Source organism: Amaricoccus sp., from assembly GCF_047602525.1.
Lineage (GTDB): Bacteria > Pseudomonadota > Alphaproteobacteria > Rhodobacterales > Rhodobacteraceae > Amaricoccus.
This window is the reverse complement of the sequence record NZ_JASGHB010000001.1, coordinates 1,663,258-1,689,637: the sequence shown is the minus strand read 5'-3', so window position 1 is coordinate 1,689,637 and position 26,380 is coordinate 1,663,258. Positions and strand designations below refer to the sequence as shown.

The following is a 26,380-nucleotide window of genomic DNA, read 5'->3' as shown; positions in this document are numbered from 1 at the left end:
GCGTGCCACGATGCCGCGCCGCCGCGGCGGGTCTGCGGCTCCGGCCGGGGGGATCAATCAAATCTTAGCGGCTCGGTGCCAGTGTCGCGACAGTTTTACCCAACATTTCGGGAGTTCTATCCGATGCACTCTGTCGAGAGCATCGCGGCGGAGATCGTGCGCCGCGAAGGGGGGTTCGTGAACGACCCCGATGATCCGGGCGGGGCGACCAAGCATGGCGTCACGCTCGCCACGCTGAAGCGTCTTGGGATTGATGTGGACGGCGACCGCGACGTGGACGTGGCCGACGTAAAGGCGCTGACGCCGGACCGGGCGGCGGCGATCTATGTCGCGCACTACTTCCGCGAGCCGGGGATCGACCGGCTGCCAGAGCCGCTGCAGCCGAGCGTCTTCGACATGCAGGTGAATGCCGGCGCCAATGCGGTGAAGATCCTGCAGCGGCTGATGGCGGCCTTCGGTCTGCCGCTGAAGGACGACGGGGTCGTCGGGCCGGTGACGGCGCGCACCGTCGGCCGGGTGATGGCGAAGGCGCCGGAGCATCTGGTCGACGCCTACGGGATTGCGCGGCGGAACTACTACTACAAGCTCGGCGACGCGCGCCCGGCCAGCCGGAAGTTCGCCCGGACCAAGGCCGGCGGCAAGGGCGGCTGGATCGTGCGGGCGGAGGAGTTCATCTCCGAGAAGTATCACTTCAGCGCCGCGGAGCACGCGGCAAGGGTGGCGGCATGGGCGTGATGACGGCGATTCTCGGGGCCGGTGGTGCGGCCCGGCAGATCGGTGACGCGGTGGGCGGCGTCGCCGAGGTCTTCGTCGGCAACCAGGCCGAGCGCGAGGCGGGGGAGAGCCGCGAGGCGCTGGCTGCCGTCGCCGAGTTCGGCGCGGAGTTCGCCCGTGCCCCGGTCGGCTGGTTCGACGGCTTCGTCGACGGGCTGAACCGGCTGCCGCGGCCGCTGCTCACGCTCGGCACCCTCGGGCTGTTCGTCTACGCCATGGCGGCGCCGAACGGGTTCACCGTGCGGATGCGCGGGCTCGACACCGTGCCCGAGCCGCTCTGGTGGCTGCTCGGGGCGATCGTGTCGTTCTACTTCGGCGCCCGCGAGCTGCACCACCAGCGCAACCGCGCGGTCGGCGTGGCGCAGGCGGTGGTCGAGGCGAAGGCGCTCGCGAAGGGCCGCGTCTCGCCCGTGCCGCTGGCCGCGGTGGCGGGCGTGGATCCCGACCGCAACGCCGCCGTCGAGGACTGGCGCCGCACCCATCGGTGAGGCCGGACGCGGCCGCGCGTCGGGCCGAGGCGGAACGCGAGGGCCGCGGGGAGACGATCCCCGCGGCCCTTTTCTATATCGCGAGGCAGGCCGCCACGGCGCGTTGCCAGCGGGCATAGCGGGCGTGGCGGTCGGTGGCCGTCATCCGCGGCTCGAAGCGGCGCTCGAGCGCCCAGCTGCGCTGGAACTCGGCCGGGCCGGGGGCGACGCCGGCGCCGAGGGCGGCGAGGTAGGCGGCGCCGAGCGCCGTGGTCTCGGTCGAGGCCGGGCGGTCGATGGCGGTGCCGAGGATGTCGGCGAGGAACTGCATCGCCCAGTCGTTCGCCGCCATCCCGCCGTCGACGCGCAGCACCTCGGTGCCGCTCGCGCCCCAGTCCTCGCGCATCGCCTCGAGCAGGTCGCGGGTCTGGTAGCCGACGCTTTCGAGCGCGGCGCGCGCCATCTCCTCCGGGCCGGAATTGCGGGTGAGGCCGAAGACCGCGCCGCGACAGTCGGGGCGCCAGTAGGGGGCGCCGAGGCCGGTGAACGCCGGGACGAGAATCAGCTCTTGCCCCGGGTCTGCGGCCTCGGCCAGTGCCTGCGTGCCGGCGGAGGTCGCGACGATGCCGAGGCGGTCGCGCAGCCATTGCACGACGGCGCCGGCGATGAAGATCGAGCCTTCGAGCGCGTAGGTCGGCACGCCGTCGAGCTGGTAGGCGATGGTGGTGAGCAGCCGGTGGCTCGACGTGACGCGCTCGGCCCCGGTGTTGAGCAGCGCGAAGCAGCCGGTGCCGTAGGTCGATTTCAGCATTCCGGGCGAGAAGCACGCCTGTCCCACCGTCGCGGCCTGCTGGTCGCCGGCGACTCCGCGGATCGGGATCGCGGCGCCGAGGAGGCCCGGGTCGGTGGTGCCGAAGTCGGCGGCGCAGTCGCGCACCTCGGGCAGGAGCGGCAGCGGGATGCCGAGGATGCCGCAGAATCTCGGTGTCCCAGCGGCCGGTGCCGATGTTGTAGAGCAGCGTCCGCGCGGCGTTGGTCGCGTCGGTGGCGTGGACGCGGCCGCCGGTCAGGTTCCAGATCAGCCAGCTGTCGACGGTGCCGAACGCAAGCTCGCCCCGCTCCGCCTGCGCACGGGCATCAGGGGTCGAATCGAGCAGCCACTTGAGCTTGGTGCCGGAGAAGTAGGGGTCGATGAGCAGGCCGGTGCGCTCGGTCAGCATCGGCTCGTGCCCGGCCTCGAGCAGCGTGCGGCAGATGTCGGCCGTGCGGCGGTCCTGCCAGACGATGGCGCGGCCCAGCGGCACCCCGGTCGCGCGGTCCCAGAGCAGCGTCGTCTCGCGCTGGTTGGTGATGCCGATGGCGGCGATGTCCGCGGGCTCGATCCCGGCCCTGGCGATGGCGGCCCGCGTCGTGCGCAGCACCGTCTGCCAGAGGTCGGCGGGGTCGTGCTCGACCCAGCCCGAGGCGGGATAGTGCTGCGGGAATTCCTCCTGCGCCGTAGCGCGCGCCGGGGCGCCCTGCGCGAGGTCGGTGCCAAAGACGATGGCGCGGGTCGAGGTGGTGCCCTGGTCGATGGCGAGGATGTAGGTCATGCGCGTCCCGCGGATGTCGGAGGGAGGCGGCGCGGAGAGCGCCGCCCGTTGGCCTTGGGGGCCGCCCCCGGCGCGTGCCGGGGGCGAACCGTCGTCAGGCCGTTACTGCACGTTCCACGACTTGATGAGCTCGTCGTAGGAGATGACCGAGTAGTTGACCACCGTCATCAGCGGGATGACCGCCGAAAACGCGACGATGACCAGCACCCGGCCGTGCGAGGGCCGGATCAGGCCGGAGATGATGTTGAGCAGCGTGGTCTTGCCACAGCCCGAGGCGCCGAGCAGGGCATAGGCGGCGCCGTCCTGCCACACATGGTCCAGCTCCTTCAGCGCGTACTGCGAGTCGGCGGTCGGCTTCGCGGCGTAGCTGTGGGCGAGGTGGGAGAGGGTGATCTGCGCCATGGGTCAGGCCGCCGTCGCATAGGCCGCCGTCGCATAGGCCGCGGGCGCGGCGAGCCGGCCCTCGGCGTCGAAGAGATAGACATAGGCGGGGTCGATCCACACCGTCAGCCGCTCGCCCGCGGGCAGTGCGTGCACCCCCTTCAGCAGTCCGACGAAGGTCTCCGCGCCGTGGACGAGGTGGAGGAAGGTCTCCGAGCCGGTGATCTCGCTGCCGGTCAGCGTGCAGTCGAAGGCGACCGCATCGCCCCGGCGCGCCGCCACGTCGAGGTGGTTCGCCCGAAACCCGGCGCGATAGCTGCCGTCCGGGATCGCCGCGAGCGGCCCCGAGGCGGCGACGGCCTGTCCGGCGCCGAAGGTGACGGTGGCGCCGCGCTTCACGCAGGGCACGAAGTTCATCGGCGGATCGCTGAACACCCGGGCGGTGATCGCGTCCCGCGGCTGGCGGTAGACGGTCGGGGTGGCGCCGAACTGCGTCACCCGGCCCTCCCACAGCGTCGCCGTGTTGCCGCCGAGCAGCAGCGCCTCTTCCGGCTCGGTGGTGGCATAGACGAAGATCGCGCCGGAAGCCTCGAATATCCGCGGGATTTCCACGCGCAATTCCTCGCGCAGCTTGTAGTCGAGATTTGCCAACGGCTCGTCGAGCAGAACGAGCCCCGCGCCCTTCACCAGCGCCCGGGCCAGCGCGCACCGCTGCTGCTGCCGGCCCGACAGCTCCAGCGGCTTGCGGGTCAGCATCGGCGTCAGCTTCAGCATGTCGGCGGTGGCGCGCACCGAGCGGTCGATGTCGGCCTTCGACGCGCCCGTCAGGCGCAGCGGCGAGGCGATGTTCTCGTAGACCGTCAGCGTCGGGTAGTTGATGAACTGCTGGTAGACCATCGCCACGCGGCGCTGCTGCACGGGCATGCCGGTGACGTCGGCGCCGTCCCAGAGCAGACGCCCCGCCGTCGGCCGGTCGAGGCCCGCCATCAGGCGCATGAGCGACGTCTTTCCCGCCAGCGTCGGCCCGAGCAGCACGTTCATCGTGCCCTTCTCCAGCCGGAGGGTGGTCGGGTGGATGTGCGCCTGGCCGCGCACCAGCCGCGTCACCCCCTCGAGTGCGAGCGCCATCGTCTCCCTTTCACCTGCCGCCGGGATACGGAGCCCCGGGCGGTCGTTGTTCAAGCGGCCGGGTGCATCGCCCCGGCCGTCGTCGCGAGCCCGCGGAGGAACTCGTCGAGTGCCGCCGCCTGCGCCTGGTCGAGCCGGAGGCCGAGCTTGCTCCGCCGCCAGAGGATGTCGTCGGCGCTGCGGGCAAACTCGCGGGCGACGAGCCAGCGCACCTCGGCCTCGGTGAGCGTGCCCCCGAAGTCGTGGCCGAGATCCGCCGCCCCGCCGGCGTCGCCGAGCACCGCCTCGGCCTCGCTGCCATAGGCGCGGATCAGCCGCCCGGCCCAGAACTCGCTCAGGAACGGGTAGCGCCCGCGCAGCCGCGCGGTCAGCGCCGCGACCCCGTTCCAGGGAAAGTCCCCGCCCGGCAGCGGCACCCGCGCTGTCCACGCGCCGGAGGCGGCGGGAAAGCTCGGCGCGAGCTTGGCCAGCGCCCCCTCGGCGAGGCGGCGATAGGTGGTGATCTTGCCGCCGAAGACGTTGAGCAGGGGCGCGGCCCCGGCCTCGGCGTCGAGCGCCAGCACGTAGTCGCGCGTCGCCGCCGTCGCCGAGCTGGCGCCGTCGTTGTAGAGCGGGCGCACGCCGGAATAGGTCCAGACCACATCCTCGGCCGTCACCGGCGTCGCCAGGTAGCGCGAGGCAAAGGCGAGCAGATAGTCGCGCTCCGCCTCGGTGCAGTGCGCCTCGCCGGGAGCCCCCGTGTGGTCCATGTCGGTGGTGCCGATCAGCGTGAAGTCGCGCTCGTAGGGAATGGCGAACACGATCCGCCCGTCGGTCCCCTGGAAGAAGTAGCAGCGATCATGCTCGAAGAGCCGCCGCGTCACCACGTGGCTGCCGCGGACCAGCCGCACGCCGCCGGTGGCGCGGGTGCGCACCACGGTGCGGATCACGTCCTCGACCCACGGGCCGCCGGCATTGACCAGCGCGCGGGCGCGCATCTCGCGGCGGCCGTCGGGGCCGTCGACCACCACCCGCCACAGCCCGCCCGCGCGCTCGGCCGAGACGACGCGGGTGCGGGTGAGGATGCGCGCGCCGCGGGCGGCGGCGTCGCGGGCGTTCAGCACCACGAGGCGCGAGTCGTCGACCCAGCAATCGGAATACTCGTAGGCGCGGCGAAAGCGCGGTTGCAGCGCCCGGCCGGCCGGGTCGGTGGCGAGATCGAGCGTGCGGGTCGCCGGCAGGATCGTCCGCCCGCCGAGCGTGTCGTAGAGGAAGAGCCCGAGGCGGATCAGCCACGCCGGGCGCCGCCCCTTCATCCACGGCAGCACGGTGCCGAGCAGGCGCGCCGTCGGCGTGTCGCTCTCGAAACGCATGTCGGGGGAGTAGGGCAGCACGAAGCGCATCGGCCAGCTGATGTGCGGCATGGCGACGAGCAGCGTCTCGCGCTCATCCAGCGCCTCGCGCACCAGCCGGAACTCGAAGTACTCGAGATAGCGCAGCCCGCCGTGGAACAGCTTGGTCGAGGACGAGGAGGTGGCCTGCGCCAGGTCGCCCTGCTCGGCGAGCACCACCGAGAGCCCGCGCCCGGCCGCGTCCCGTGCGATGCCGCAGCCGTTGATGCCGCCGCCTATCACGAAGAGATCGGTTGTCTCGGCATCCGCGGACATCCGCGCTCCCTTTCGGCCTGATGTCCTGAAACTACGCTCACGCTCGCGTGTCCGTCAACCCTTCAATATGCGATAATGTGCGAAATAGTCTAAATCGCCTAATTACGATCATAAATCGCGCTTTATGATGTTCTCTTGCGCAGCAGGCGCGTGGTTTCGTGTTCTCGTTGACCGCGCATGTTCGATCACGCACTCTGCTGCTGAAACTCGCTCGGAATCGCTTCAATGGCCCTCAGCTTTCGCCAGTCCGAGATCCTCGAGATCGCCCGTGGCGAGGGCCGGGTGTTCGTCGAGGATCTGGCCCAGCGCTTCGACGTGGCGCTTCAGACGATCCGCCGCGACCTGACCGATCTCGCCAACGCCGGGCTGCTCGACCGGGTGCATGGCGGCGCGGTGCCGCGCACGGGCGTGTCGAACTTCGGCTACGAGGAACGGCGCGGCATGAACGAGGCGGCAAAGGCCGCGATCGGACGGGCCTGCGCCGCGGCGATCCCGAACAACTGCTCGATCATCATGAACCTCGGCACTACGACCGAGGCGGTGGCGCGCGAGCTCTTGTTCCACCGCAACATCACGGTGGTGACGAACAACATGAACGTGGCGAACACGCTGCTCGCCAATCCCGGCTGCGACATCATGGTCGCGGGCGGGGCGCTGCGCCGGTCGGACGGCGGGCTGGTGGGCGATCTCACCAGCGAGTTCTTCGGCGAGTTCAAGGTCGACTACGCCATCATGGGCGTCTCGGCCATCGACCCGGACGGCGACCTGATGGACTTCGACCTCGCCGAGGTGCGGGTCTCGCGGGCGATCCTGAAACAGGCGCGGCAGGCGTTCCTCGTCTGCGACCACTCCAAGCTCGGCCGCTCGGCGCCGGCGCTGCTCGGGCCGCTGTCACAGATGGCGGTCTGGTTCACCGATCGCCCGCCGCCGCCGCCGCTCGCGCGCAGCTGCGACGACTGGGGCACCGAGGTGCGCATCGCCGGGGTCTGACGCGGCCCACCGCGCTCTCCGCCGCTGGCGCGGCGAACGGGCCCTCGGCCCGCGCCGTGCTCAGGCCCGCAGCCAGCCGGTCAGGTGATCGCCGAGCCGCAGCGCCAGCTGGGTGATGGTGTAGGTCGGATTGGCGTGGCCGGTGCTGGCAAAGACGCTCGATCCGCCGATGAACAGGTTGGCGAGGTCGTGCACCTTGCAGTCGGCGTCGACCACCCCGGTCTTCGGGTCGGCCGACATCCGGGTGGTGCACATGTGATGCTTGCCGCCCACCTCCTCGTCCGGGAACGGCGGGAAGGCGGGCGGCTCCTGCAGCAGCCAGGGGCGGATCTGGGCGCGTCCGATCTGCTGCTCGGCGAGGTGCGCCGCGAACGACTTGGCCGCCGTGCGCATGGTGTGGATGTCGAGGTCGGTCAGCTGCCAGTCGAGCCGCACCCGGCGCAGGCCGAAGGCGTCGCGCTCGTCGCCGAGCAGCACGCGGCTGTCGCGGTTCTGCTGCTGCTCCTGGGCCATGCGCATCACCGCGGTCTGCGGCGAGGGCGAGGGCAGGCGGGTACGCTGCGTCGCCGTCAGGTCGACCGCCGAGTCGCGCACCCGCTGGCGCAGGTGGATGGCGAATTCCTCGTCCGTCACCTGCCCGGCGAGCGCCGGCAGGTCGGAGGGCTCGATCCAGCCGGGCTCGAGCCGCATCCCGAAGTTCAGGCACGCCTCCCGCAGCATGAACGTCTCGAACGGCGAATAGAACTCGCGCTCCAGCACCAGGGTCTGCAGCACCACGTCGCCGACGACATAGTGCGGATGGTCGCAGAAGCAGCGGCCCACCATATCGGTGCGGTTGCCGATCCCCTCGCGGATCTGGCTGGTGAAGTTGAGCAGCAGCCGCGCGTTCTCGATGCCGCCGCAGCAGAGCGCATAGGCGCGCGCGGCGATGGTGAAGCCCTTGTCGGCCGGGTCGTAGCTGCGGAACACCGCGCCCGACACCCGCGACAGCACGCCGTCGAGCTGCAGGTCGACGAGGTTGGCGTTGAGGATCAGGGTGATGCGGTCCGAGGCGGCGATCTCGTCGCGGTACTTCTCGCCGAAGCGGGTCGGCGGGCTGAAGCGGAACTGGAAGTGCCGGAAGAAGTAGTCGCTTTCCTTGATCGGCAGGTCCGGGGCTTCGGTCGCGGAGGGAATGTCGAGGATGCGGTCGGCCTCGGCGCGGTAGGGATCGAGGTCGAGCTCGGCAATCGGCCAGCCGCTCATCGGATGGAACGGCTTCGGCGAGAAGTCGTAGAGGTCGAGCGCCCGGCACCAGCCGCCCCAGTGGTTCGACGTGCCGCCGAAGTAGCGCAGCCGCGCGGTGTCGAGCTCGAAATAGTCCCGCCCGATGTTCTCGCCCCGATAGACGTCCTGGGACTCCTCGCTGATCTCGAGCCCGCCGGCCTCCATCAGCGCCACGCTCGCGCCGGTGCGGGCGAGCCGTCGCGCCAGCGTGATGCCGGCAGGCCCCGCGCCGATGATGCAGACATCGAAGCTCGGCGCGAGCTGGCTGCGGTCGAGGGTGGCGGCGTCGAGGATCATGTCGGATTTCCAGCATCATGGGCATTCCGCCGGCACGAGCGGCCCCGCGGCGCCAGCGGCCGAGATCTAGGCCAAGTCGCGGGGGGAGCCTAGGGGAATTGCGCCGGGCGGGCGCGGGGGTCGTTTTCCCGCTGGCCTCCGCCCCCGCTCGTCTGGCACTCCGGGACGGATGGTCAGCCGGGGAGAAGGGCCGTGGACATCCGCCAGCTCCGCTATCTGATCGCCCTGGTGCGCGCGGAGCACTTCACCCGGGCGGCCGAGATCTGCCACGTCACGCAGTCGACGCTGTCGGGCCGGATCCGCGCGCTTGAGGAGGAGCTGGGCCTCGCCATCGTCGAGCGGGGCCAGCGGTATCACGGGCTGACGCCGGAGGGGGAGCGGGTCTATCGCTGGGCCCTGAAGATCGTCGAGGACGTCGACGCGCTCACCGCCGACGTGGCGATGCTCGCCGCCGAGCCGCGGGGCCGGATGACCCTCGGGGTCATCCCCTCGGCGCTGCCGCTCAGCGCGGCGCTGACCGGGCGCGTCACCGCGCGCTATCCCGGGGTCGCCTTCGAGATCCGCTCGATGACCTCGCGCCAGGTCCTGCAGGCGGTCGAGGAGTTCCAGATCGACGCCGGGCTCACCTATCTCGGCAACGAGCCGGTGCCGGTGGGGCGCAGCTGGCCACTCTACCGCGAGCACTACCGTCTGTTCGTGCGGGCCGGCCATGCGCTCGCCGGCCGTGAGACGGTGCGCTGGGCCGAGGCGGCGGCGCACCCGCTGGCGGCGCTGACCGAGGACATGCAGAACCGGCGGATCATCGACGCGGCCTTCCGCGAGGCGGGCGCGGCGGTCGAGCCGGTGGTCGAGAGCAATTCCGTCATCGCGCTCTGCGCGCAGGTGCTGACGGGGCGGGTCGCCTGTGTGCTGCCGGGCTCGTTCCGCGGCATCCTCGGGGCCGGGGTCGAGGCGCCGCGGCTGGTGGAGCCGGAGGTGACGCACACCGTCGGGCTGGTGGCGCTGGCGCCCGACCCGGAGCCGGTGCTGCTCGCCGCGCTGCGCGAGGCGGCGGCGGAGCTGACCGGGGCCATCGACGCCGGCGATGACCCGATAGGATCTGGCAATTTGCACGGCGGGGGGTAGAGGACTACATTTCACCCCCAAGCGGCCGATGAGCCGACGGGAGGAGCAAGCATATGGCCGAGCCAGCCAGCCCCGAGGTGGAGCACGCCGTTGCCGTCTGCGCGGCACACGGCAACGCGGCGTCCGAGCTGATCGAGATCTTCCACGACATCCAGGACGAGGCGGGCTGCGTCGCTGAAACGGCATTGCCGGCGATCGCCAAGGCGCTCAACCTCTCCCGCGCCGAGGTGCACGGCGTGATGAGCTTCTACCACGATTTCCGCCGGACACCGGCGGGGCGCGTGCGGGTGCAGGTCTGCCGCGCGGAGTCCTGCCAGTCGCGCGGGGCGTCGGCGCTGATCGAGGCGTTCTGCGCGCGGCACGACCTCGGCCTCGGCGAGACCTCGCGGGACGGGATGCTGACGATCGAGGCGGTCTATTGCCTCGGCAACTGCGCGCTGTCGCCGGCGGCGATGGTGAACGGCCGTCTGGTCGGGCGGGCCGACGTCGCGCGGCTCGACGCGCTGGTGGCGGAGGCGCGGTCGTGAGGATTTTCGTTCCCGCCGATTCCGCGGCGGCCTCCGTCGGGGCCGAGGAAACCGCGGCCGCCGTGGCGAAGGCCATCGCCGCGCGCGGGCTGGAGGCGATGCTGGTGCGCAACGGCTCGCGCGGCCTGTTCTGGCTGGAGCCGCTGGTCGAGGCCGAAACGCCGGCGGGGCGGATCGCGTTCGGGCCGGTCGGGGCCGGGGACGCCGCGTCGGTGGTCGACGCCATCGCCGACGGCGCGGCGCACCCGCTGGCGCTGGGGCTGACCGAGGAGATCCCCTATCTCGCGCGGCAGGAGCGGCTGACCTTCGAGCGCGTCGGCGTGACCGATCCGCTCGACCTCTCCGACTACGAGGCGCACGGCGGCCTCGCCGGCCTGCGCGCGGCGCTGGGGCTGGACGGCGCCGCGATCTGCCAGGCGGTGCTCGACAGCGGCCTGCGCGGACGCGGGGGCGCCGGGTTCCCGGCCGGCATCAAGTGGCAGACGGTGCTGGGGCTCGACGGGCAGAAGTACATCTGCTGCAACGGCGACGAGGGCGACAGCGGCACCTTCGCCGACCGGATGATCTTCGAGGGCGACCCGTTCCTGCTGATCGAGGGCATGGCAATCGCCGGCATCGCGGTGGGCGCGACCGAGGGCTATCTCTACATCCGGTCGGAATACCCGCGCTCCATCGAGATGATGAAGCGCGCGGTCGCGATCATGGAGGAGGCCGGCTGGCTCGGGGCGAGCGTCGGCGGCTCGGGCAAGGCGTTCACGCTCAGGGTCCGCCGCGGCGCGGGCGCCTACATCTGCGGCGAGGAAAGCTCGATGCTGCAGAGTATCGAGGGCAAGCGCGGCACGGTGCGGGCAAAGCCGCCGATCCCGGCCGTCGCCGGCCTGTTCGGGCGGCCGACGGTCATCAACAACGTGCTGACGCTTGCCGCGGTGCCGCTGATCCTCGCGAAGGGCGCGGCGTTCTACCGCGACTACGGCATGGGGCGCTCGACCGGAACGCTGCCGTTCCAGCTCGCGGGCAACATCGCGCGCGGCGGGCTGGTGGAAAAGGCGTTCGGGGTGAGCCTGCGGGAGCTGGTCGAAGACTTCGGCGGCGGCACCGCGTCGGGCCGGCCGTTCCGCACCGCGCAGGTGGGCGGGCCGCTCGGCGCCTACGTCTCGGCGGAGATGCTGGATCTGCCCATGGACTACGAGACCTTCGCCGCGGCGGGCGCGATGGTCGGGCACGGCGGGATCGTCGTCTTCGACGATACCGTCGACATGGGCGCGATGGCGCGCTTCGCCTTCGAGTTCTGCGAGATCGAGAGCTGCGGCAAGTGCACCCCCTGCCGGGTCGGGGCGATCCGCGGCAAGGAGACGGTGGAGAAGATCCTGCGGGGCGAGGACGTGGCGAAGAACGTCGCCCTGGTCGAGGACCTCTGCGAGGTGATGCGCGACGGCTCGCTCTGCGCGATGGGCGGGCTGACGCCGATGCCGGTGCTCTCGGCCTTGCGGCTGTTCCCGGAGGACTTCGACCGGGCGCCGAGGATGGCGGCGGAATGAGCGCGCGCGCTGCCCTCCGGCACCCTGGCGTGCGGGCGGCGCTTGCCGCGGCACTGCTCTTCGGCGTGGCCGCGCCGCTCGCGAAACGTCTTCTCGGCGCCGCCGATCCGGTGATGCTGGCCGGGCTGCTCTACCTCGGCTCGGGCATCGGTCTGTTTCTGTGGCGCCGGATCACTGGTGCTGCGCCGGTCCGGCTGCCGCGGGCGGAACTGCCGTGGCTTGCGGGAGCGATTCTCGCGGGCGGCGTCCTTGGTCCCGTGCTGCTCCTCTCCGGCCTGTCGCATCTCGGCGCGGCCGAGACCTCGTTGCTGCTCAATGCGGAGGGCGTCTTCACCGCCGTCATCGCCTGGATGGTGTTCCGCGAGAACGTCGACCGCCGGATCGCACTCGGGATGCTCGCGATCGTCGCGGGCGCGGCCGTCATCGGCGCAGGCAGCTCCGGCGTTGCACCGGGCGCGCTCGGTCCGTCGCTCCTCGTGCTGGCGGCATGCCTCGCCTGGGGCATCGACAACAACCTGACGCGGCAGGTCTCGCTTTCCGACGCCACATGGATCGCAAGCGCGAAGGGACTGGTGGCAGGTGCCGTCAACCTCGGCCTCGCCCTCGCCATGGGCAGCAGCCTGCCGGGGATCGGGACGGTCGCCGGGGCGCTCCTGCTTGGCTTTCTTGCCTACGGCGTCAGCCTCAGTCTGTTCGTCTGCGCCCTGCGTGACCTCGGTACGGCGCGCACCGGCGCGTACTTCGGGGTGGCGCCGTTCTTTGGGGCCGTGCTCGCCGTGCTGCTTGGCGAGCCTCTCACCGCCGGGCTGCTCGCGGCGGGCGCGCTGATGGCGCTCGGCGTCTGGCTGCATCTGCGCGAGCGTCACGCGCACGAGCACCATCACCCCGACCTGACTCACGCGCACTGGCACATCCACGATGCGCACCACCTTCACGAACACCCGGAGCCGGTCGCTCCGGGCGTGCGCCACTTCCACCGGCACCGCCACGCGGCGATGACTCACAGCCATGCGCATTTCCCCGATGCGCACCATCGCCACGCGCACTGAAAGGACGGCTCGACATGACCATCCATCAGGAAATCCCGCTCGCGCTCCGCAACCTCCGGCTTACCCCGCTCGAGGCGGACATCGACCGCGGCACGCCGGCGCGCGAGGGCGTGCCCGTCACCCTCACCATCGACGGCGTCGAGATCACCGTCCCCGAGGGCACCTCGATCATGCGCGCGGCCTCGCTCGCCGACCGCCAGATCCCGAAGCTCTGCGCCAGCGACAACGTCGAGGCGTGGGGCTCGTGCCGGCTCTGCCTCGTCGAGATCGAGGGGGTGAAGGGCACGCCGTCGTCCTGCACCACGCCGGTGCGCGAGGGGATGCGCGTCACCACCCAGAGCGCGCGGCTGGAAAAGCTGCGCAAGGGCGTGATGGAGCTCTACATCTCCGACCACCCGCTCGACTGCCTGACCTGCCCGACGAACGGCGACTGCGAGCTGCAGGACATGGCCGGCGCCGTCGGCCTGCGCGAGGTGCGCTATGGCATGGACGGCGAGAACCACTTCGACGCCGCCCACAAGGCGCCGATCGACGTGTCGAACCCGTACTTCCACTACGATCCTTCCAAGTGCATCGTCTGCTCGCTCTGCGTGCGGGCCTGCGAGGAGGTGCAGGGCACCTTCGCGCTGACGATCCAGGGCCGCGGCTTCGAGAGCCGGGTGTCGCCCGGGATCCTGTCCGACGACTTCTTCTCGTCCGATTGCGTGTCCTGCGGCGCCTGCGTGCAGGCGTGCCCGACCGCGACGCTGGTCGAGAAGGCGGTGGCCGAGCACGGCACGCCCCGCCGCGAGGTGGTCACGACCTGCGCCTACTGCGGCGTCGGCTGCTCGTTCAAGGCCGAGATGCAGGGCGAAGAGGTCATCCGCATGACGCCGTGGAAGGCCGGCGGCGCCAACGAGGGCCACTCCTGCGTCAAGGGCCGCTTCGCCTTCGGCTACGCCACCCACAAGGACCGGGTGACGACGCCGATGGTCCGCGACCGCATCACCGATCCGTGGCGGCCGGTGGACTGGGACACCGCGATCGGCTTCGCCGCCGAGCGGCTGCTCGCGATCCGGGAGACGCACGGGCGCGGCGCGATCGGCGGCATCACCTCGTCGCGCTGCACCAACGAAGAGGTCTACGTCGTCCAGAAGATGATCCGGGCGGCGTTCGGCTCGAACAACGTCGACACCTGCGCGCGCGTCTGCCACTCCCCGACCGGCTACGGCCTGAAGACCGCCTTCGGCACCTCCGCCGGCACGCAGGATTTCGCCTCGGTCGACAAGGCGGACGTGATCCTCGTGGTCGGCGCCAACCCGACCGATGCCCACCCGGTCTTCGGCAGCCGGATGAAGAAGCGCCTGCGCGCGGGGGCCCGGCTCATCGTCGCCGATCCGCGCCGCATCGACCTGGTGCGCTCGCCGCATATCCGGGCCGAGCACCACCTGCAGCTTCGGCCGGGCACCAACGTGGCGCTGATGAACGCGCTCGCCCATGTCATCGTCACCGAGGGTCTGGTGAACGAGGGCTACGTCGCCGAGCGCTGCGACACGCGGGAGTTCGACCGCTGGCGCGCCTTCGTCGCCGAGCCGCGGAACAGCCCCGAGGCGCGGGCGGAGATGCTGGGCGTGCCGGCGGCGGAGGTTCGCGCCGCGGCCCGGCTCTATGCCACCGGCGGCAACGCCGCGATCTACTACGGCCTCGGCGTCACCGAGCACAGCCAGGGGTCGACCATGGTGATGGCCATGGCGAACCTTGCGATGGCGACCGGCAACATCGGCCACGACGGCGCCGGCATCAGCCCGCTGCGGGGCCAGAACAACGTGCAGGGCTCGTGCGACATGGGCTCGTTCCCGCACGAGTTCACCGGCTATCGCCACGTCTCCGACGCGAACGTGCGGGCGCTCTTCGAGGCGGACTGGGGCGTGACGCTCGAGGCCGAGCCGGGTCTGCGCATCCCGAACATGTTCGCCTCCGCCCTCGATGGCAGCTTCCGCGGCCTCTACGTGCAGGGCGAGGACATCGCCCAGAGCGATCCCAACACCCAGCACGTCCAGGCGGCGCTCCGCGCGCTCGACCTGCTGATCGTGCAGGATTCTGTTCCTGAACGAGACCGCGACCTACGCCCACGTCTTTCTGCCGGGCACGTCGTTCCTCGAAAAGGACGGCACCTTCACCAACGCCGAGCGGCGCATCAACCGCGTCCGCCCGGCGATGCGCGAGGCCCAGGGCATGAGCGAGTGGGAGACGGTGTGCCGGCTCTCCACCGCCATGGGCTATCCGATGAGCTACGGCTCCGCGGCGGAGATCATGGACGAGATCGCCCGCCTCACGCCCACCTTCGCGCTGGTGAGCCACGCGCGGCTCGACGCCGAGGGCTCGCTGCAGTGGCCGGTGAACGCGGCGCACCCGGACGGCTCGCCGATCATGCACGTCGACGGCTTCGTCCGCGGCAAGGGGCGGTTCATGGTGACGGAGTACGTCCCCACGGCCGAGCGCGCCAGCCGCCGCTTCCCGCTGATCCTGACGACGGGCCGCATCCTCAGCCAGTACAACGTCGGCGCCCAGACCCGCCGCACGGAGAACAGCCGCTGGCACCCGGAGGACTCGCTCGAGATCCACCCGTTCGACGCCGAGGAGCGCGGCATCCGCGACGGCGACCTCGTTTCGGTGACGAGCCGCGTCGGGCAGACCGCGCTCCGGGCGATCGTCTCGGAGCGCATGCCGCAAGGGGTGGTCTACACCACGTTCCACCATCCGTTCTCGGGGGCGAACGTCATCACCACGGAATATTCCGACTGGGCGACCAACTGCCCGGAGTTCAAGGTGACGGCGGTGCAGGTGATGCCGACGAACCGCCCCTCGGCCTGGCAGGAGGAGTACGCCGAAGTGGTCCCGGCCGCCCGGCGGATCCACACGACGGCGGCGGAATGATCGAGGCGGGTCGACCGACGTGGTGGCCGGAGGCGACCACGAGTTCCGCCCCGACAAGAAAACGCTCCAGTGGAGCGTTTTCCGGGGCGGGCGGCTTTCGACCAGTCGAAAGCCGCGGGGGGCGGAGATTTCTGCGGCAGGGCGCTATCCGTCCGTGGCTGCCCCGGCGGACGCGCTTGCGCGTCTGCCCCCCGGAGGGGCAGCCGCGGACGGATTTGCCACTCGTCAAATCCGTCTTTCTCCCTCGTAGCAACGCCCTCCCGGCCGAAGCCCTTTCCCACCGGCGGGCCTGAGCCATGGAAATCCGCCGCCTCGACGCCACCCCGCGCCCCGTTTCCCCCACCGCGCGCGGCCGCCTCTGCACCGCTGCCGACGAGCGCCCGATCGACTGGCGCATTGCCGAGGAGACCCCGCTCGCGGTCCTGCTGAACGGCACGGCCTTTGCGGTGATGATGCTCACGCCCGCCGACCTCGAGGACTTCGTCGTTGGTTTCGCGCTGACGGAAGGCATCGTCGCGACCGTCTCCGAAATCGACAGCCTGCGCCTCGCCGAGGCCGGCGAGGGCTTTGTCGCGAATCTCAAGCTCGACCCGGCGAAGGTCGCCGCCGTCGAGGACCGCCGCCGCACCCTTGCCGGACGCGCCGGCTGCGGCCTCTGCGGCGCCCAGACCCTCGAGGCCGTGCTTCGTCCGCCGCGCCGCGTCGCGGGCGCCCGTCCGACGCCGGCGGCGATCCTGCGGGCGCTGGCCAGTCTGCGCGAGGCGCAGGTGATGAAGCCGGTCAACCACTCCACCCACGCCGCCGCCTATTGCGACGCCGACGGCACCATCGCGCTGCTGCGCGAGGACATCGGGCGGCACAACGCGCTCGACAAGGTGGCGGGCGCGCTGGCCCGCGACGGCCGGGACGCCCGGGACGGCTTCCTGCTGCTGTCCAGCCGCGTCTCCGTCGAGATGGTGCAGAAGGCCGCGGCGATCCGTGCGCCCCTTGTCGCCGCCGTCTCGCCGCCGAGCGCGCTGGCGCTGCGCGTGGCGGGACAGGCGGGCCTCGCGGTGGCGGCCCGCGCGGGCGAGGGGGTGGTGATCTTCGACGGGATGGGGGACTGACGTGTCTGACAACGAAATCGTGCGGATGGCGAACGACATCGCCAACTTCTTCGTCGCCTATCCCCACGAGGAAGCCGTGGCGGAAATCGCCCAGCACATCCGCGACTTCTGGGATCCGCGCATGCGCCGCGCCATGTCGGAGCATCTCGCCGCCGGCGGCGAGGGCCTGGAGCCTCTCGCGCGCGCCGGCGCCGAGGCGGCGCTTCGCCCGGCCTGACCGGCGCGCTCCCGGCTTCCGCGCCGGTTGCCTTCGCGCCGGCACAATCTATGCTGCCCCGCAACCGCATCAACCTCCCGGGGGAGCTAGTCCATGCCCGTTTCTGGAAAGATCGCTGTCGTCACCGGCTCGAATTCGGGCATCGGCCTCGGCATCGCCACCGAACTCGCGAAGAACGGCGCGAGCGTCGTGCTGAACTCCTTCACCGACCGCGACGAGGACCACGCGCTGGCGGAGAAGCTGGCCGCCGAGCACGGCGTCAAGGCGATCTACATCAAGGCCGACATGAGCGTCGGCGACGAATGCCGCGCCCTCGTCACCCAGGCCGCGGAAAAGCTCGGCCGGGTCGACATCCTGGTGAACAACGCCGGCATCCAGCACGTCGCGCCGATCCCCGACTTTCCGGTGGCGCAGTGGGACCGGATCATCGCCATCAACCTCACCTCGGCCTTCCACACCACGGCCGCCGCTCTGCCGATCATGCGCAAGGGCGGCTGGGGCCGGGTCGTCAACATCGCCTCGGCCCACGGCCTCACCGCCTCGCCGTTCAAGTCGGCGTATGTCTCGGCCAAGCACGGCATCGTCGGCTTTACCAAGGTCACGGCGCTCGAGACGGCGGAGGAGGCGATCACCGCCAACGCCATCTGCCCGGGCTACGTGCTGACGCCCTTGGTCGAGGCGCAGATCCCCGACACGATGAAGCAGTACAACATGAGCCGCGAGGACGTGATCCGCAACGTCCTGCTCGACCGCCAGCCCTCGAAGCAGTTCGCGACCGTCGAGCAGATCGGCGGGTGCGTCGTCTTCCTCTGCTCGGCGGCGGCGGAGCAGGTGACGGGCACCACGCTGTCGGTCGATGGCGGCTGGACGGCGCTTTGACCACGGTCAACCTCGCGCTTCAGGGCGGCGGCGCACACGGCGCCTTCACCTGGGGCGCGCTCGACCGCCTGCTCGAGGACGACTCGATCGCGATCGACGGCATCACCGCCACCTCGGCCGGGGCGATGAACGCCGCGGCGCTGAAGCGCGGCTGGGTGCTCGGCGGCCGCGAGGGCGCGCGCGAGTGGCTCGAGACGTTCTGGCTGCGCCTCGCCGGCCTCGACGGGCCGCTCGGGGACGCGGTGATCGACTGGCTGCGCACGGTCTCGCCGCCGCCGGCCTTCACCGCGCGGATGCTGGAGCTCAACCCGGCGGTCGCCACCGCCGACGCCATCACCCGGGTGTTCTCGCCCTACCAGTTCAACCCGACGAACTTCCACCCGCTGCGCGGCATCGTCGAGGAGATGCTCGACGGCGACACCGTGCGCTCGCACGACGGGCCGAAGCTCTTCATCAACGCGACCAACGTCCGTGACGGCAAGCCGCGGATCTTCCAGGGGGCCGAGGTGACCGCCGACGCCATCCTCGCCTCCGCCTGCCTGCCGTCGCTCTATCAGGCGATCGAGATCGACGACCCCAGGACCGGCCGCCGGGAAGCGTACTGGGACGGCGGCTATACCGGCAACCCGGCGCTCTATCCGCTGTTCTACCGGACCCGGGCGACGGACATCCTCATCGTCCACATCAATCCGCTCTACCGCGACGACCTGCCGACCACGGCGTCGGAGATCGCCACGCGGATCAACGAGATCAGTTTCAACGCCTCGCTGCTGCGCGAGCTGCGCAACATCGAGTTCGTCAACCGCCTGATCGACCGTGGCGTCATCGCCCCAGAGGCGATGCGGCGCAACCACGTGCATTCGGTCAGCGACGACCGGCTGATGAACATGCTCGGCATCGTCACCAAGATGACGATCAGCCGCACGCTGCTGCTGCAGCTGCGCGATGCCGGCCGGGTGGCGATGTCGACGTTTCTCGACGAGCACCGCGACAAGATCGGCCAGCGGTCCTCGGTGGACCTGAAGGCGGTGGTCAGCTCGGCGGGCTCCCTCGTCTGAGAGGATCCCCGGCGGGGGCATCGCTCGCGGGGCCGCGAGGGGCCTCTCGCCCGCGCCCGCGCGCCGGAGGCGACGGCCCGTTGTCGGGCGCGATGCGGGCCTGCGGTTGCCCGATTGTACGGCCCCGGCGCCGCCGCTATAGATCCGCCCCGGGGGGAGCGTCGCCATGAAGATCATCATCTGCGGCGCCGGGCAGGTCGGTGGCCAGATCGCGCGCCATCTCGCCCGAGAGGAGATCGCCAACCAGGTGACGGTGATCGACAAGGACGCGGGCCTGGTCCGGCGCCTGACCGATGCCTACGACGTCAGCGGCATCGCCGGCTTCGCCTCGCACCCGGACGTGCTCGAGAAGGCCGGCGCACGGGACGCCGACATGATCATCGCCGCCACCCAGTCCGATGAGGTCAACATGGTGGTCTGCCAGGTGGCGAACTCGATCTTCTCGGTGCCCCGCAAGATCGCCCGGCTCCGGGCGCCGGCCTATCTCAATGCGCTCTATTCCGACCTCTACCGGCAGGACCACCTGCCGATCGACGTGGTTATCTCGCCCGAGTACGCCGTCGCCGACGCGGTGATGCAGCGCCTCGCCGCGCCCGCCGCCTTCGATATCGAGGGCTTTCTCGACAACCGGGCGCAGCTCGTCGGCATCACCCTCGACAGCGCCTGCGCCGTGCTGCGCACCCCGCTGCGCCAGCTCTCCGAGCTGTTCTCGACGCTGCGGGCGGTGGTCGTCGGGGTGCGGCGGGGCGAGCGCCTGTTCGTGCCGGAGCCGGGGGACCAGCTCTATGCCGAGGATCAGGTCTACCTCATCACCGCGACCGAGGACATGGCCCGCCTGATGGAGGTGTTCGGCAAGCCGCACCGCGAGGTGCAGCGGGTGCTCATCATCGGCGCCGGCAACATCGGCCTGCACGTCGCCCAGACGCTGGAGGCCGACAGCCGGCGGATCCGCCTGAAGCTCGTGGAGCGCAGCCGCGCGCGCGCGGAGGTGGCGGCCGATGCGCTGCGCCGCACGGTGGTGCTGAACGGCGACGGGCTCGACGTCGACCTGCTCGAAGAGGCGAACATCACCGCGATGGATGCGGTGCTGGCGCTGACCGACGACGACAAGACCAACATCCTCGCCTGCGTCCGGGCCAAGACCGAGGGGGCGAAGCTGGTGGTGGCGCTGGTCAACGACCCGTCGCTCATCAGCCTGATCGCGCCGATGGGGATCGACGCCTACGTCAATCCGCGGTCGACCACGGTATCGTCGATCCTGCGCTACGTCCGACACGGGCGGATCCGGGCGGTCTACTCGATCGGCGACGGCGAGGCCGAGGTGATGGAGGCGCAGGTGCTCGGCACCTCCGCGCTCGCCGGCCGCACGGTGCGCGACAGCGAGATGCCGGAGGCGGCGATCATCGGCCTGATTCGCAAGGGCGACCAGCTGATCGTGCCGCGGGGCGACACCCGGCTCGCCGAGGGCGACGTGCTGACGATCTTTGCCGTGCGCGAGGCGGTCGCCGAGGTGGAGCGGCTGTTCCAGGTCGGTCTCGACTTCTTCTGATGCGGCTGATCCGCCAGTTCCCGGCGCTGGTCGTCCTGGTGCTCGTCGCGGCGGCCGCGATGCTGGCGCCGGCCCTGCATGCGGCCCGGCTGCGCGACTGGGACGTGGCGCGGGCATTTCTCGACCACGCCGTGCTGTTCGCGCTCGTCGCCGCGCTGGTCGGGCTCGCGGCCACGGGGCGACCACCGCCGCGCGTGCCGGCGCGTGCGTTGCTGCTCGCCATCCTGCTCGCCTACCTGATCCTGCCGGCACTGCTCGCCGCGCCGTTCGCGGCGTCGGTGCCGGGGCTCGGGTTCGGCCGGGCGTACTTCGAGATGCTGTCCTGCCTCACCACGACCGGGGCGACGCTGTTCGACCGGCCGGCGAGCCTGGCCGAGCCGCTGCACCTGTGGCGCGCCATCGTCGGCTGGCTCGGCGGCGGCATGGTGCTGGTGCTGGCCTGGGGCATCCTCGAGCCGCTGAACCTCGGCGGGTTCGAGATCGCCGAGGAAAGCGCCCGGCGCGAGCGGCAGCGCAGCGGCACGATCGACGAGGCGCGGGCGCGGATCGTGCGGGTGTTCCGCCTGGTCGCGCCGCTCTACGTCGGCCTGACCGGGCTGCTGGCGCTCATCCTGATCGTTGCGGGCGACCGGCCGTTCGTGGCGGTCTGTCACGCGATGTCGACCCTCTCGACCAGTGGCATCTCGCCGGTCGGCGGGCTGGCGGGAGGGCGATCCGGGATGCCGGGCGAGCTCGCCATCGCGATCTTCCTGCTGCCGGCGGTGTCGCACCGCGTGCTGGGGGCGCTGGCCGGCCGGCCGCTGCCCGGGCGGAGCGATCCCGAGGTGCAGCTCATGCTGATCTCCGTGCTGGCGGTGACGCTGGTGCTGTTCCTGCGCGCCTTCGTCGGCGCGGCGGCGATCGAGCGGTCGGACGATCTGGCCACCGCCGGGCGGGCGATCTGGGGCGGGCTCTTTACCGTATTGTCGTTTCTCACCACCACCGGGTTCGAGAGCCACGACTGGCGCACCCTGCAGCTCTGGTCCGACCTGCCGAGCCCCGGGCCGCTGCTGCTCGCCGTTGCGGTGATCGGCGGCGGGGTCGCCACCACGGCGGGCGGCGTGAAGCTGCTGCGGGTCTATGCGCTCTACCGGCTGGGTCTGCGCGAGATGGACCGGCTGATCCATCCCTCGGGCGTGGGCCGGCGCGGGCGCGGCGACAAGCTCATCTCGCGGCGCGGGGCGCGGATCGCCTTCATCTTCCTGATGCTGTTCCTGATCGCGCTGTCGCTGACCATGATGGCGCTGGCGGCGACCGGCATGAGCTTCAACCAGAGCCTCGCGATCGCCGTCGCCGCCCTCACGACCTGTGGCCAGGCGATACACGTGCTGGACGGCGGCGCGAGCTATGCCGCGCTGCCGGCGCCGGCGCTGGGCGTGCTGTCGCTCGCGATGATCGTCGGCCGCATGGAAACGCTGGTGGTCGTGGCGCTCGTCAGCCTTCTGCGCTGGCGCGGCTGACGGCCTCGGCCGATCCGGCCGGAGTATGGAGCCTGTCGCGGACGACCCGGCCCGCCTGCGCGCCGGGTCAGCCTGCCCATCGTGCGAAGACGTTACAGAATAACAGGGCTTCCGGGCGCGGTCGCGGACTGTGGCGCGCGTATTCTGCAGGTGCGGCCTTTCCGCAACGCCCGGCCACCCTTCCGGATATTTGCGCTCCCCGGGCTGGAATTGCGCCGGTCCGGCCCACATAGTGGGGCGCAACGAGAACAGAGGCGCGTCGAATCGGCGCGTCGCCATACAACTTAAGGCGGAGAAAAAATGGCTGCCGAAAAACAGAACTTGCAGGATGCGTTCCTCAACAACGTCCGGAAGTCCAAGGTTCCGGTCACGATCTTCCTGATGAACGGCGTCAAGCTGCAGGGAGTCATCACCTGGTTCGACAATTTCTGCGTGCTGCTCCGCCGCGACGGCCAGTCGCAGCTCGTCTACAAGCACGCGATCTCGACGGTGATGCCGTCGCAGCCGATCACACTCTACGAGGCCGAAGATCACTGACGATGAGGGGCGGATGCGGGCGCTGGTCCTGCATCCCGTCAGATCCCGGGATGGACACCGCTCGCCGCAGGATGCCCTCGGCGAGGCGGTGAGCCTTGCGCGCGCGCTGGACCTCGATGTGGTGGGCGCCGATGTGGTGCCGCTCGCCAAGGCGCGGGCCGGCATGCTGTTCGGCAAGGGCAAGGTCGAGGAACTGGGTGCGCGGATCGCCGAGCTGGAGGCCGGGCTCGTCATCGTCGACGGGGCGCTGTCGCCGGTGCAGCAGCGCAACCTCGAGAGGGTCTGGAAGGTCAAGCTGCTCGACCGTACCGGCCTGATCCTCGAAATCTTCGGCGACCGCGCGCAGACCCGCGAGGGCGTGCTGCAGGTCGAGCTGGCGCATCTCAGCTATCAGAAGTCGCGGCTGGTGCGGTCGTGGACCCACCTCGAGCGGCAGCGGGGCGGCTTCGGCTTTCTCGGCGGTCCGGGCGAGACCCAGATCGAGGCCGACCGGCGGGCGCTCGACGAGCGGATCCAGCGGATCAAGGAACAACTCAAGCGCGTGGTGCGGACCCGGGGCGAGCATCGCCGCGCGCGGCAGCGGGTGCCCTATCCGGTGGTGGCGCTGGTCGGCTATACCAACGCCGGCAAGTCGACGCTGTTCAACCGGCTGACCGGCTCGGGCGTGCTGGCCAAGGACATGCTGTTCGCCACGCTCGACCCGACGATGCGCGCGATCGCGCTGCCCGACGGTCGCCGGGCGATCCTGTCGGATACCGTCGGGTTCATCTCCGACCTGCCGACGCAGCTGGTCGCGGCGTTTCGCGCGACGCTCGAGGAGGTGCTCGAGGCCGACCTGATCCTGCACGTGCGCGACATCGCCCACCCGGAGACCGAGGTGCAGGCCGAGAGCGTGCGCGCCACGCTGGCCGATCTCGGCGTCGGGGCCGAGGCGCCCGTGGTCGAGGTCTGGAACAAGGTCGACCTGCTGGACCCGGAGAGCGCCGAGACCGCGCGCGCCGTGGCGGCACGCAGCCCGGAGGTGCGGGTGATCTCGGCTCTGACCGGCGAGGGCACGCTCGCACTGATGCGCGCGGTCGCCGACGATCTGGCCGAGCCGACCACCGAGGAGACGGTGCATGTGGTCTACGGCGACGGCCGGCGGCGGGCCTGGCTGTTCGATCACAAGGTGGTTCGGGCGGAGCACGCGACCGACGACGGCTATGACCTCGACGTGCGCTGGACGGACCGCGACCGCAGCCGCTGGCTGGCGCTCGGAGAGAAGGCGTCGGACTGAGGCGCGCGGCGCGAGGTCGAGCGATCTCGTGCAAAGACCGTCTGACAGGGGCTTGAATCCGGTATATTTCCACATCCGTCTGGTCGTCGCTCTGCGGCAGCCCGCCATTTTGGCCGTGATCGCTGGACCCATCCCGGACGAATTTGCCGGATGCCACCGTCTACAATCTCCGGCCGACAGCTTCAGTGCCGCGTTGACAACGTGAGGCCACTGGCAAATATTGAATCAGGGACGTCCGACCAATTGAGCAATATGGCCTCCGAATACAACTTCGGAGGTACTAAGAATTTGGGGGGTATATCGTGGCGGCGATCGACCTTGATGCATTGGATGGAACGGATGGGTTCACCATCGACGGCATCGACAATTGGGACCAGACCGGCTTTGCGGTGGCGGGCGCGGGTGATGTCAACGGCGATGGCCTCGACGACTTCATGGTGGCGGGTTTCGGCGTCGATGCGCGTCGCGGGGCCACGTACGTCATCTTTGGCACGACGGCGGGCTTTGGCGCCAGCTTCGACCTGACGACGCTCGACGGGACGAACGGCTTCGCGCTGCACGGAGAGATCCCCGACAGTTCCAGCGGCGTGTCGGTGGACGGCGTCGGCGACTTCAATGGCGACGGGATCGACGACCTGCTGATCGGGGCCGACACGACGGACGTGCACGGCAAGGACCGGGCGGGGCAGACCTATGTCGTGTTCGGGTCGCGCGATGGGTTCGACGCCAGCCTCTCGCTCGGCGACCTCGACGGCACCGACGGCTTTCGCATGAACGGCATCCGGGTGAAGGATGACGTGGGCTGGACGGTGGCGGGCGCGGGCGATGTCAACGGCGACGGTTTCAACGACATCGTCATGGGTGCGTTCCGCCCCTACGGCTGGACCGGCGAGACCTACGTGGTGTTCGGCACCAGCGCCGGGTTTCCGGCAGAGCTGGAGCTGTCGGATCTCGACGGCGCCAACGGCTTCCGGTTGCGCGGCATCGCGCCGGAGGATCGCAGCGCCTGGTCGGTGGACGGTGCGGGCGACCTCAACGGCGACGGGCTCGACGATCTCGTCATCGGCGCCTCGGAGGCGGACTCGGGCGGGCGGTTCAACGCGGGCGAGACCTACGTCGTCTTTGGCAGCCGTGCGGGCTTCGACGCGGACATGGGCCTCTCGTCGCTCGACGGCACGAACGGCTTCCGCATCCAGGGGGCGGAGGCGCGCGACCAGAGCGGCCGGTCGGTTGCCGGCGCGGGCGACGTCAACGGCGACGGCATCGACGACCTGGTGATCGGTGCGTGGAACGCCGACCCGGACGGCCGCGCGCAGGCCGGCGCCAGCTATGTGGTGTTCGGCAGCAAGGCGGGATTCGCCCCGATCCTGAACCTCGGGGCGCTCGACGGCACGAACGGATTTCGCATCGGCGGGGTCGAGGCCGACGACCGCAGCGGCTGGTCGGTCGACGGCGGCGGCGACTTCAACCGCGACGGGCTCGACGACCTGATCGTCGGCGCGTTCGGCGACACCGCACGCACCGGCGCGGCCTATGTGGTCTTCGGCAGGAGCGGCGGCTTTCCGGCCAGCATCGACCTCGCGGCGCTCGACGACAGCGCGGGGTTCAGCCTCGCGGGCCTCGCGCCCGGCGACGCGACCGGCTTCGGCACCGGCTGGGCGGGGGACATCAACGGTGACGGCTTCGACGACCTGCTGGTCGGGTCGTGGCTGGCGACGACGCGGGGCGAATTGTTTTCCGGCCAGACCTACGTCATCTACGGCCACGGCCTCGACGGCGCCGAGCGGCTGGAGGGCACGGCGGGCGCCGACGTGCTGTCGGGCCTGTCGGGCAACGACACGATCCTCGGCTATGGCGGCAACGACCGGCTGTTCGGCGGTGCCGGCGCCGACGCGCTGGTCGGCGGCGCGGGCGACGACTACCTGTCCGGCGGCACCGGCAACGACCGGCTTCTCGGCGGGTCTGGCAACGACAGCCTGCTCGGGTGGACCGGAGCCGACGTGCTGGCCGGCGGCGACGGGGCGGATACGCTGAAGGGCGGCCTCGACGCGGATACGCTTGGCGGCGGGACGGGCGCCGACCAGCTGATCGGCGAGGCGGGAAGCGACGCGCTCGCGGGCGGCCTCGGCCTCGACGTGCTGTCGGGCGGCCTCGGGCGGGACACGCTGTCGGGCGACGGCGGCAACGACCGGCTGACCGGCGGCGGCGGCGGCGATGTCTTCCAGTTCCGGCCCGGCGCCGGCACGGACACCGTGCTCGACTTCGCCACTGGCGACCGGCTCGACGTCACGGCCTTCGACTTCGGCAGCGGCGCCGAGGTACTGGCGCGCGGCGTGGAGGACGGCAGCGACGTGGTGTTCGCGCTGGGGCAGGGGATGCGGGTGGTGCTGGCCGGCCACGCCCTGACCGACCTGGGGGCAGGGGATTTTCTGGTGTGACGCCCCCCGGTTGGGTCGACCCTGAATCAAACCTTACCGATCGGTTAACATCCACTAGCGGTGGATAAGTCTGTCAACCACAATATCTAGCGCCGAAGCGACATAAATCTGTTGCGACTCGGGCG

At 70.8% G+C, this 26,380-nt stretch carries 19 protein-coding genes and 3 pseudogenes; 17 read left to right on the top strand and 5 right to left on the bottom strand.

The window, feature by feature from the left end; translation table 11 throughout:
- The first annotated feature begins 123 nt into the window (after positions 1-123).
- Complete coding sequence (locus QM699_RS08840) at positions 124-735, top strand: holin-associated N-acetylmuramidase (RefSeq protein ID WP_415010782.1); 612 nt, start codon at positions 124-126, stop codon at positions 733-735.
- The gene (locus QM699_RS08835) at positions 735-1,262 is read left to right on the top strand and encodes a holin family protein (RefSeq protein ID WP_415010781.1); all 528 of its coding nucleotides are present in this window, start codon (positions 735-737) and stop codon (positions 1,260-1,262) included. Before QM699_RS08840 ends, QM699_RS08835 begins: the two co-directional genes overlap by 1 nt.
- A 73-nt stretch (positions 1,263-1,335) precedes the next feature.
- Here the strand turns inward: QM699_RS08835 and glpK are convergent.
- The 4 genes and pseudogenes from glpK to glpD form a co-directional block, all read right to left on the bottom strand.
- A pseudogene (gene glpK / locus QM699_RS08830) lies at positions 1,336-2,833 on the bottom strand (glycerol kinase GlpK).
- A gap of 201 nt (positions 2,834-3,034) precedes the next feature.
- Positions 3,035-3,235: pseudogene (locus QM699_RS08825) on the bottom strand (ATP-binding cassette domain-containing protein); the annotation flags it as partial.
- 3 nt (positions 3,236-3,238) lie between these two features.
- Positions 3,239-4,342 (bottom strand): ABC transporter ATP-binding protein, encoded by a 1,104-nt coding sequence (locus QM699_RS08820; protein WP_415010780.1) that lies wholly within the window; start codon positions 4,340-4,342, stop codon positions 3,239-3,241.
- Between the two features lie 50 nt (positions 4,343-4,392).
- Positions 4,393-5,988: a glycerol-3-phosphate dehydrogenase gene (gene glpD / locus QM699_RS08815; RefSeq protein WP_415010779.1), complete on the bottom strand. Its 1,596-nt coding sequence runs from the start codon at positions 5,986-5,988 to the stop codon at positions 4,393-4,395.
- A 225-nt stretch (positions 5,989-6,213) separates the two neighbouring features.
- On the opposite strand from glpD, the gene QM699_RS08810 reads away from it, so the two are divergent.
- On the top strand, positions 6,214-6,978 hold the full coding sequence (locus tag QM699_RS08810; RefSeq protein ID WP_415010778.1) for a DeoR/GlpR family DNA-binding transcription regulator: 765 nt from the start codon (positions 6,214-6,216) through the stop codon (positions 6,976-6,978).
- Positions 6,979-7,038: 60 nt separating this feature from the next.
- On the opposite strand, the gene QM699_RS08805 is transcribed toward QM699_RS08810, so the two are convergent.
- Positions 7,039-8,541 carry a GMC oxidoreductase gene (locus tag QM699_RS08805; RefSeq protein ID WP_415010777.1) on the bottom strand — a complete coding sequence of 501 codons (1,503 nt, stop codon included), beginning with the start codon at positions 8,539-8,541 and terminating at the stop codon, positions 7,039-7,041.
- A 192-nt stretch (positions 8,542-8,733) separates the two neighbouring features.
- Here QM699_RS08805 and QM699_RS08800 point away from each other — a divergent pair, with 192 nt between their 5' ends.
- The 14 genes and pseudogenes from QM699_RS08800 (at position 8,734) to QM699_RS08735 (ending at position 26,255) form a co-directional block, all read left to right on the top strand.
- A complete protein-coding gene (locus tag QM699_RS08800) occupies positions 8,734-9,666 on the top strand; it encodes a LysR family transcriptional regulator (RefSeq protein WP_415010776.1) in 933 nt (310 codons plus the stop codon).
- A gap of 53 nt (positions 9,667-9,719) precedes the next feature.
- Positions 9,720-10,193: an NAD(P)H-dependent oxidoreductase subunit E gene (locus QM699_RS08795; RefSeq protein ID WP_415010775.1), complete on the top strand. Its 474-nt coding sequence runs from the start codon at positions 9,720-9,722 to the stop codon at positions 10,191-10,193.
- Positions 10,190-11,731: a formate dehydrogenase beta subunit gene (locus QM699_RS08790; protein ID WP_415010774.1), complete on the top strand. Its 1,542-nt coding sequence runs from the start codon at positions 10,190-10,192 to the stop codon at positions 11,729-11,731. The genes QM699_RS08795 and QM699_RS08790 overlap by 4 nt, the downstream gene beginning before the upstream one ends.
- On the top strand, positions 11,728-12,780 hold the full coding sequence (locus tag QM699_RS08785; RefSeq protein WP_415010773.1) for a DMT family transporter: 1,053 nt from the start codon (positions 11,728-11,730) through the stop codon (positions 12,778-12,780). The genes QM699_RS08790 and QM699_RS08785 overlap by 4 nt, the downstream gene beginning before the upstream one ends.
- A 14-nt stretch (positions 12,781-12,794) precedes the next feature.
- Positions 12,795-15,696, top strand: a pseudogene (gene fdhF / locus QM699_RS08780) (formate dehydrogenase subunit alpha).
- Positions 15,697-15,992: 296 nt separating this feature from the next.
- Positions 15,993-16,802, top strand: coding sequence for a formate dehydrogenase accessory sulfurtransferase FdhD (gene fdhD / locus QM699_RS08775; protein ID WP_415010772.1), 810 nt, complete (start codon positions 15,993-15,995; stop codon positions 16,800-16,802).
- 1 nt (position 16,803) lies between these two features.
- Positions 16,804-17,019, top strand: coding sequence for a formate dehydrogenase subunit delta (locus QM699_RS08770; RefSeq protein ID WP_415010771.1), 216 nt, complete (start codon positions 16,804-16,806; stop codon positions 17,017-17,019).
- A 93-nt stretch (positions 17,020-17,112) separates the two neighbouring features.
- A complete protein-coding gene (locus QM699_RS08765; RefSeq protein ID WP_415010770.1) occupies positions 17,113-17,898 on the top strand; it encodes a 3-hydroxybutyrate dehydrogenase in 786 nt (261 codons plus the stop codon).
- Positions 17,895-18,956, top strand: a complete 1,062-nt coding sequence (locus tag QM699_RS08760) for a patatin-like phospholipase family protein (RefSeq protein WP_415010769.1) — start codon at positions 17,895-17,897, stop codon at positions 18,954-18,956. Before QM699_RS08765 ends, QM699_RS08760 begins: the two co-directional genes overlap by 4 nt.
- A gap of 166 nt (positions 18,957-19,122) precedes the next feature.
- Complete coding sequence (gene trkA, locus QM699_RS08755; RefSeq protein ID WP_415010768.1) at positions 19,123-20,505, top strand: Trk system potassium transporter TrkA; 1,383 nt, start codon at positions 19,123-19,125, stop codon at positions 20,503-20,505.
- On the top strand, positions 20,505-22,004 hold the full coding sequence (locus QM699_RS08750; protein WP_415010767.1) for a TrkH family potassium uptake protein: 1,500 nt from the start codon (positions 20,505-20,507) through the stop codon (positions 22,002-22,004). The genes trkA and QM699_RS08750 overlap by 1 nt, the downstream gene beginning before the upstream one ends.
- A 300-nt stretch (positions 22,005-22,304) precedes the next feature.
- Positions 22,305-22,541 carry an RNA chaperone Hfq gene (hfq, locus tag QM699_RS08745; protein WP_184148633.1) on the top strand — a complete coding sequence of 79 codons (237 nt, stop codon included), beginning with the start codon at positions 22,305-22,307 and terminating at the stop codon, positions 22,539-22,541.
- A gap of 13 nt (positions 22,542-22,554) precedes the next feature.
- Entirely contained in the window at positions 22,555-23,817 is a 1,263-nt protein-coding gene (gene hflX, locus QM699_RS08740; protein ID WP_415010766.1) for a GTPase HflX, read from the top strand.
- 302 nt (positions 23,818-24,119) lie between these two features.
- The gene (locus tag QM699_RS08735) at positions 24,120-26,255 is read left to right on the top strand and encodes a hypothetical protein (RefSeq protein WP_415010765.1); all 2,136 of its coding nucleotides are present in this window, start codon (positions 24,120-24,122) and stop codon (positions 26,253-26,255) included.
- Positions 26,256-26,380: the final 125 nt, after the last annotated feature.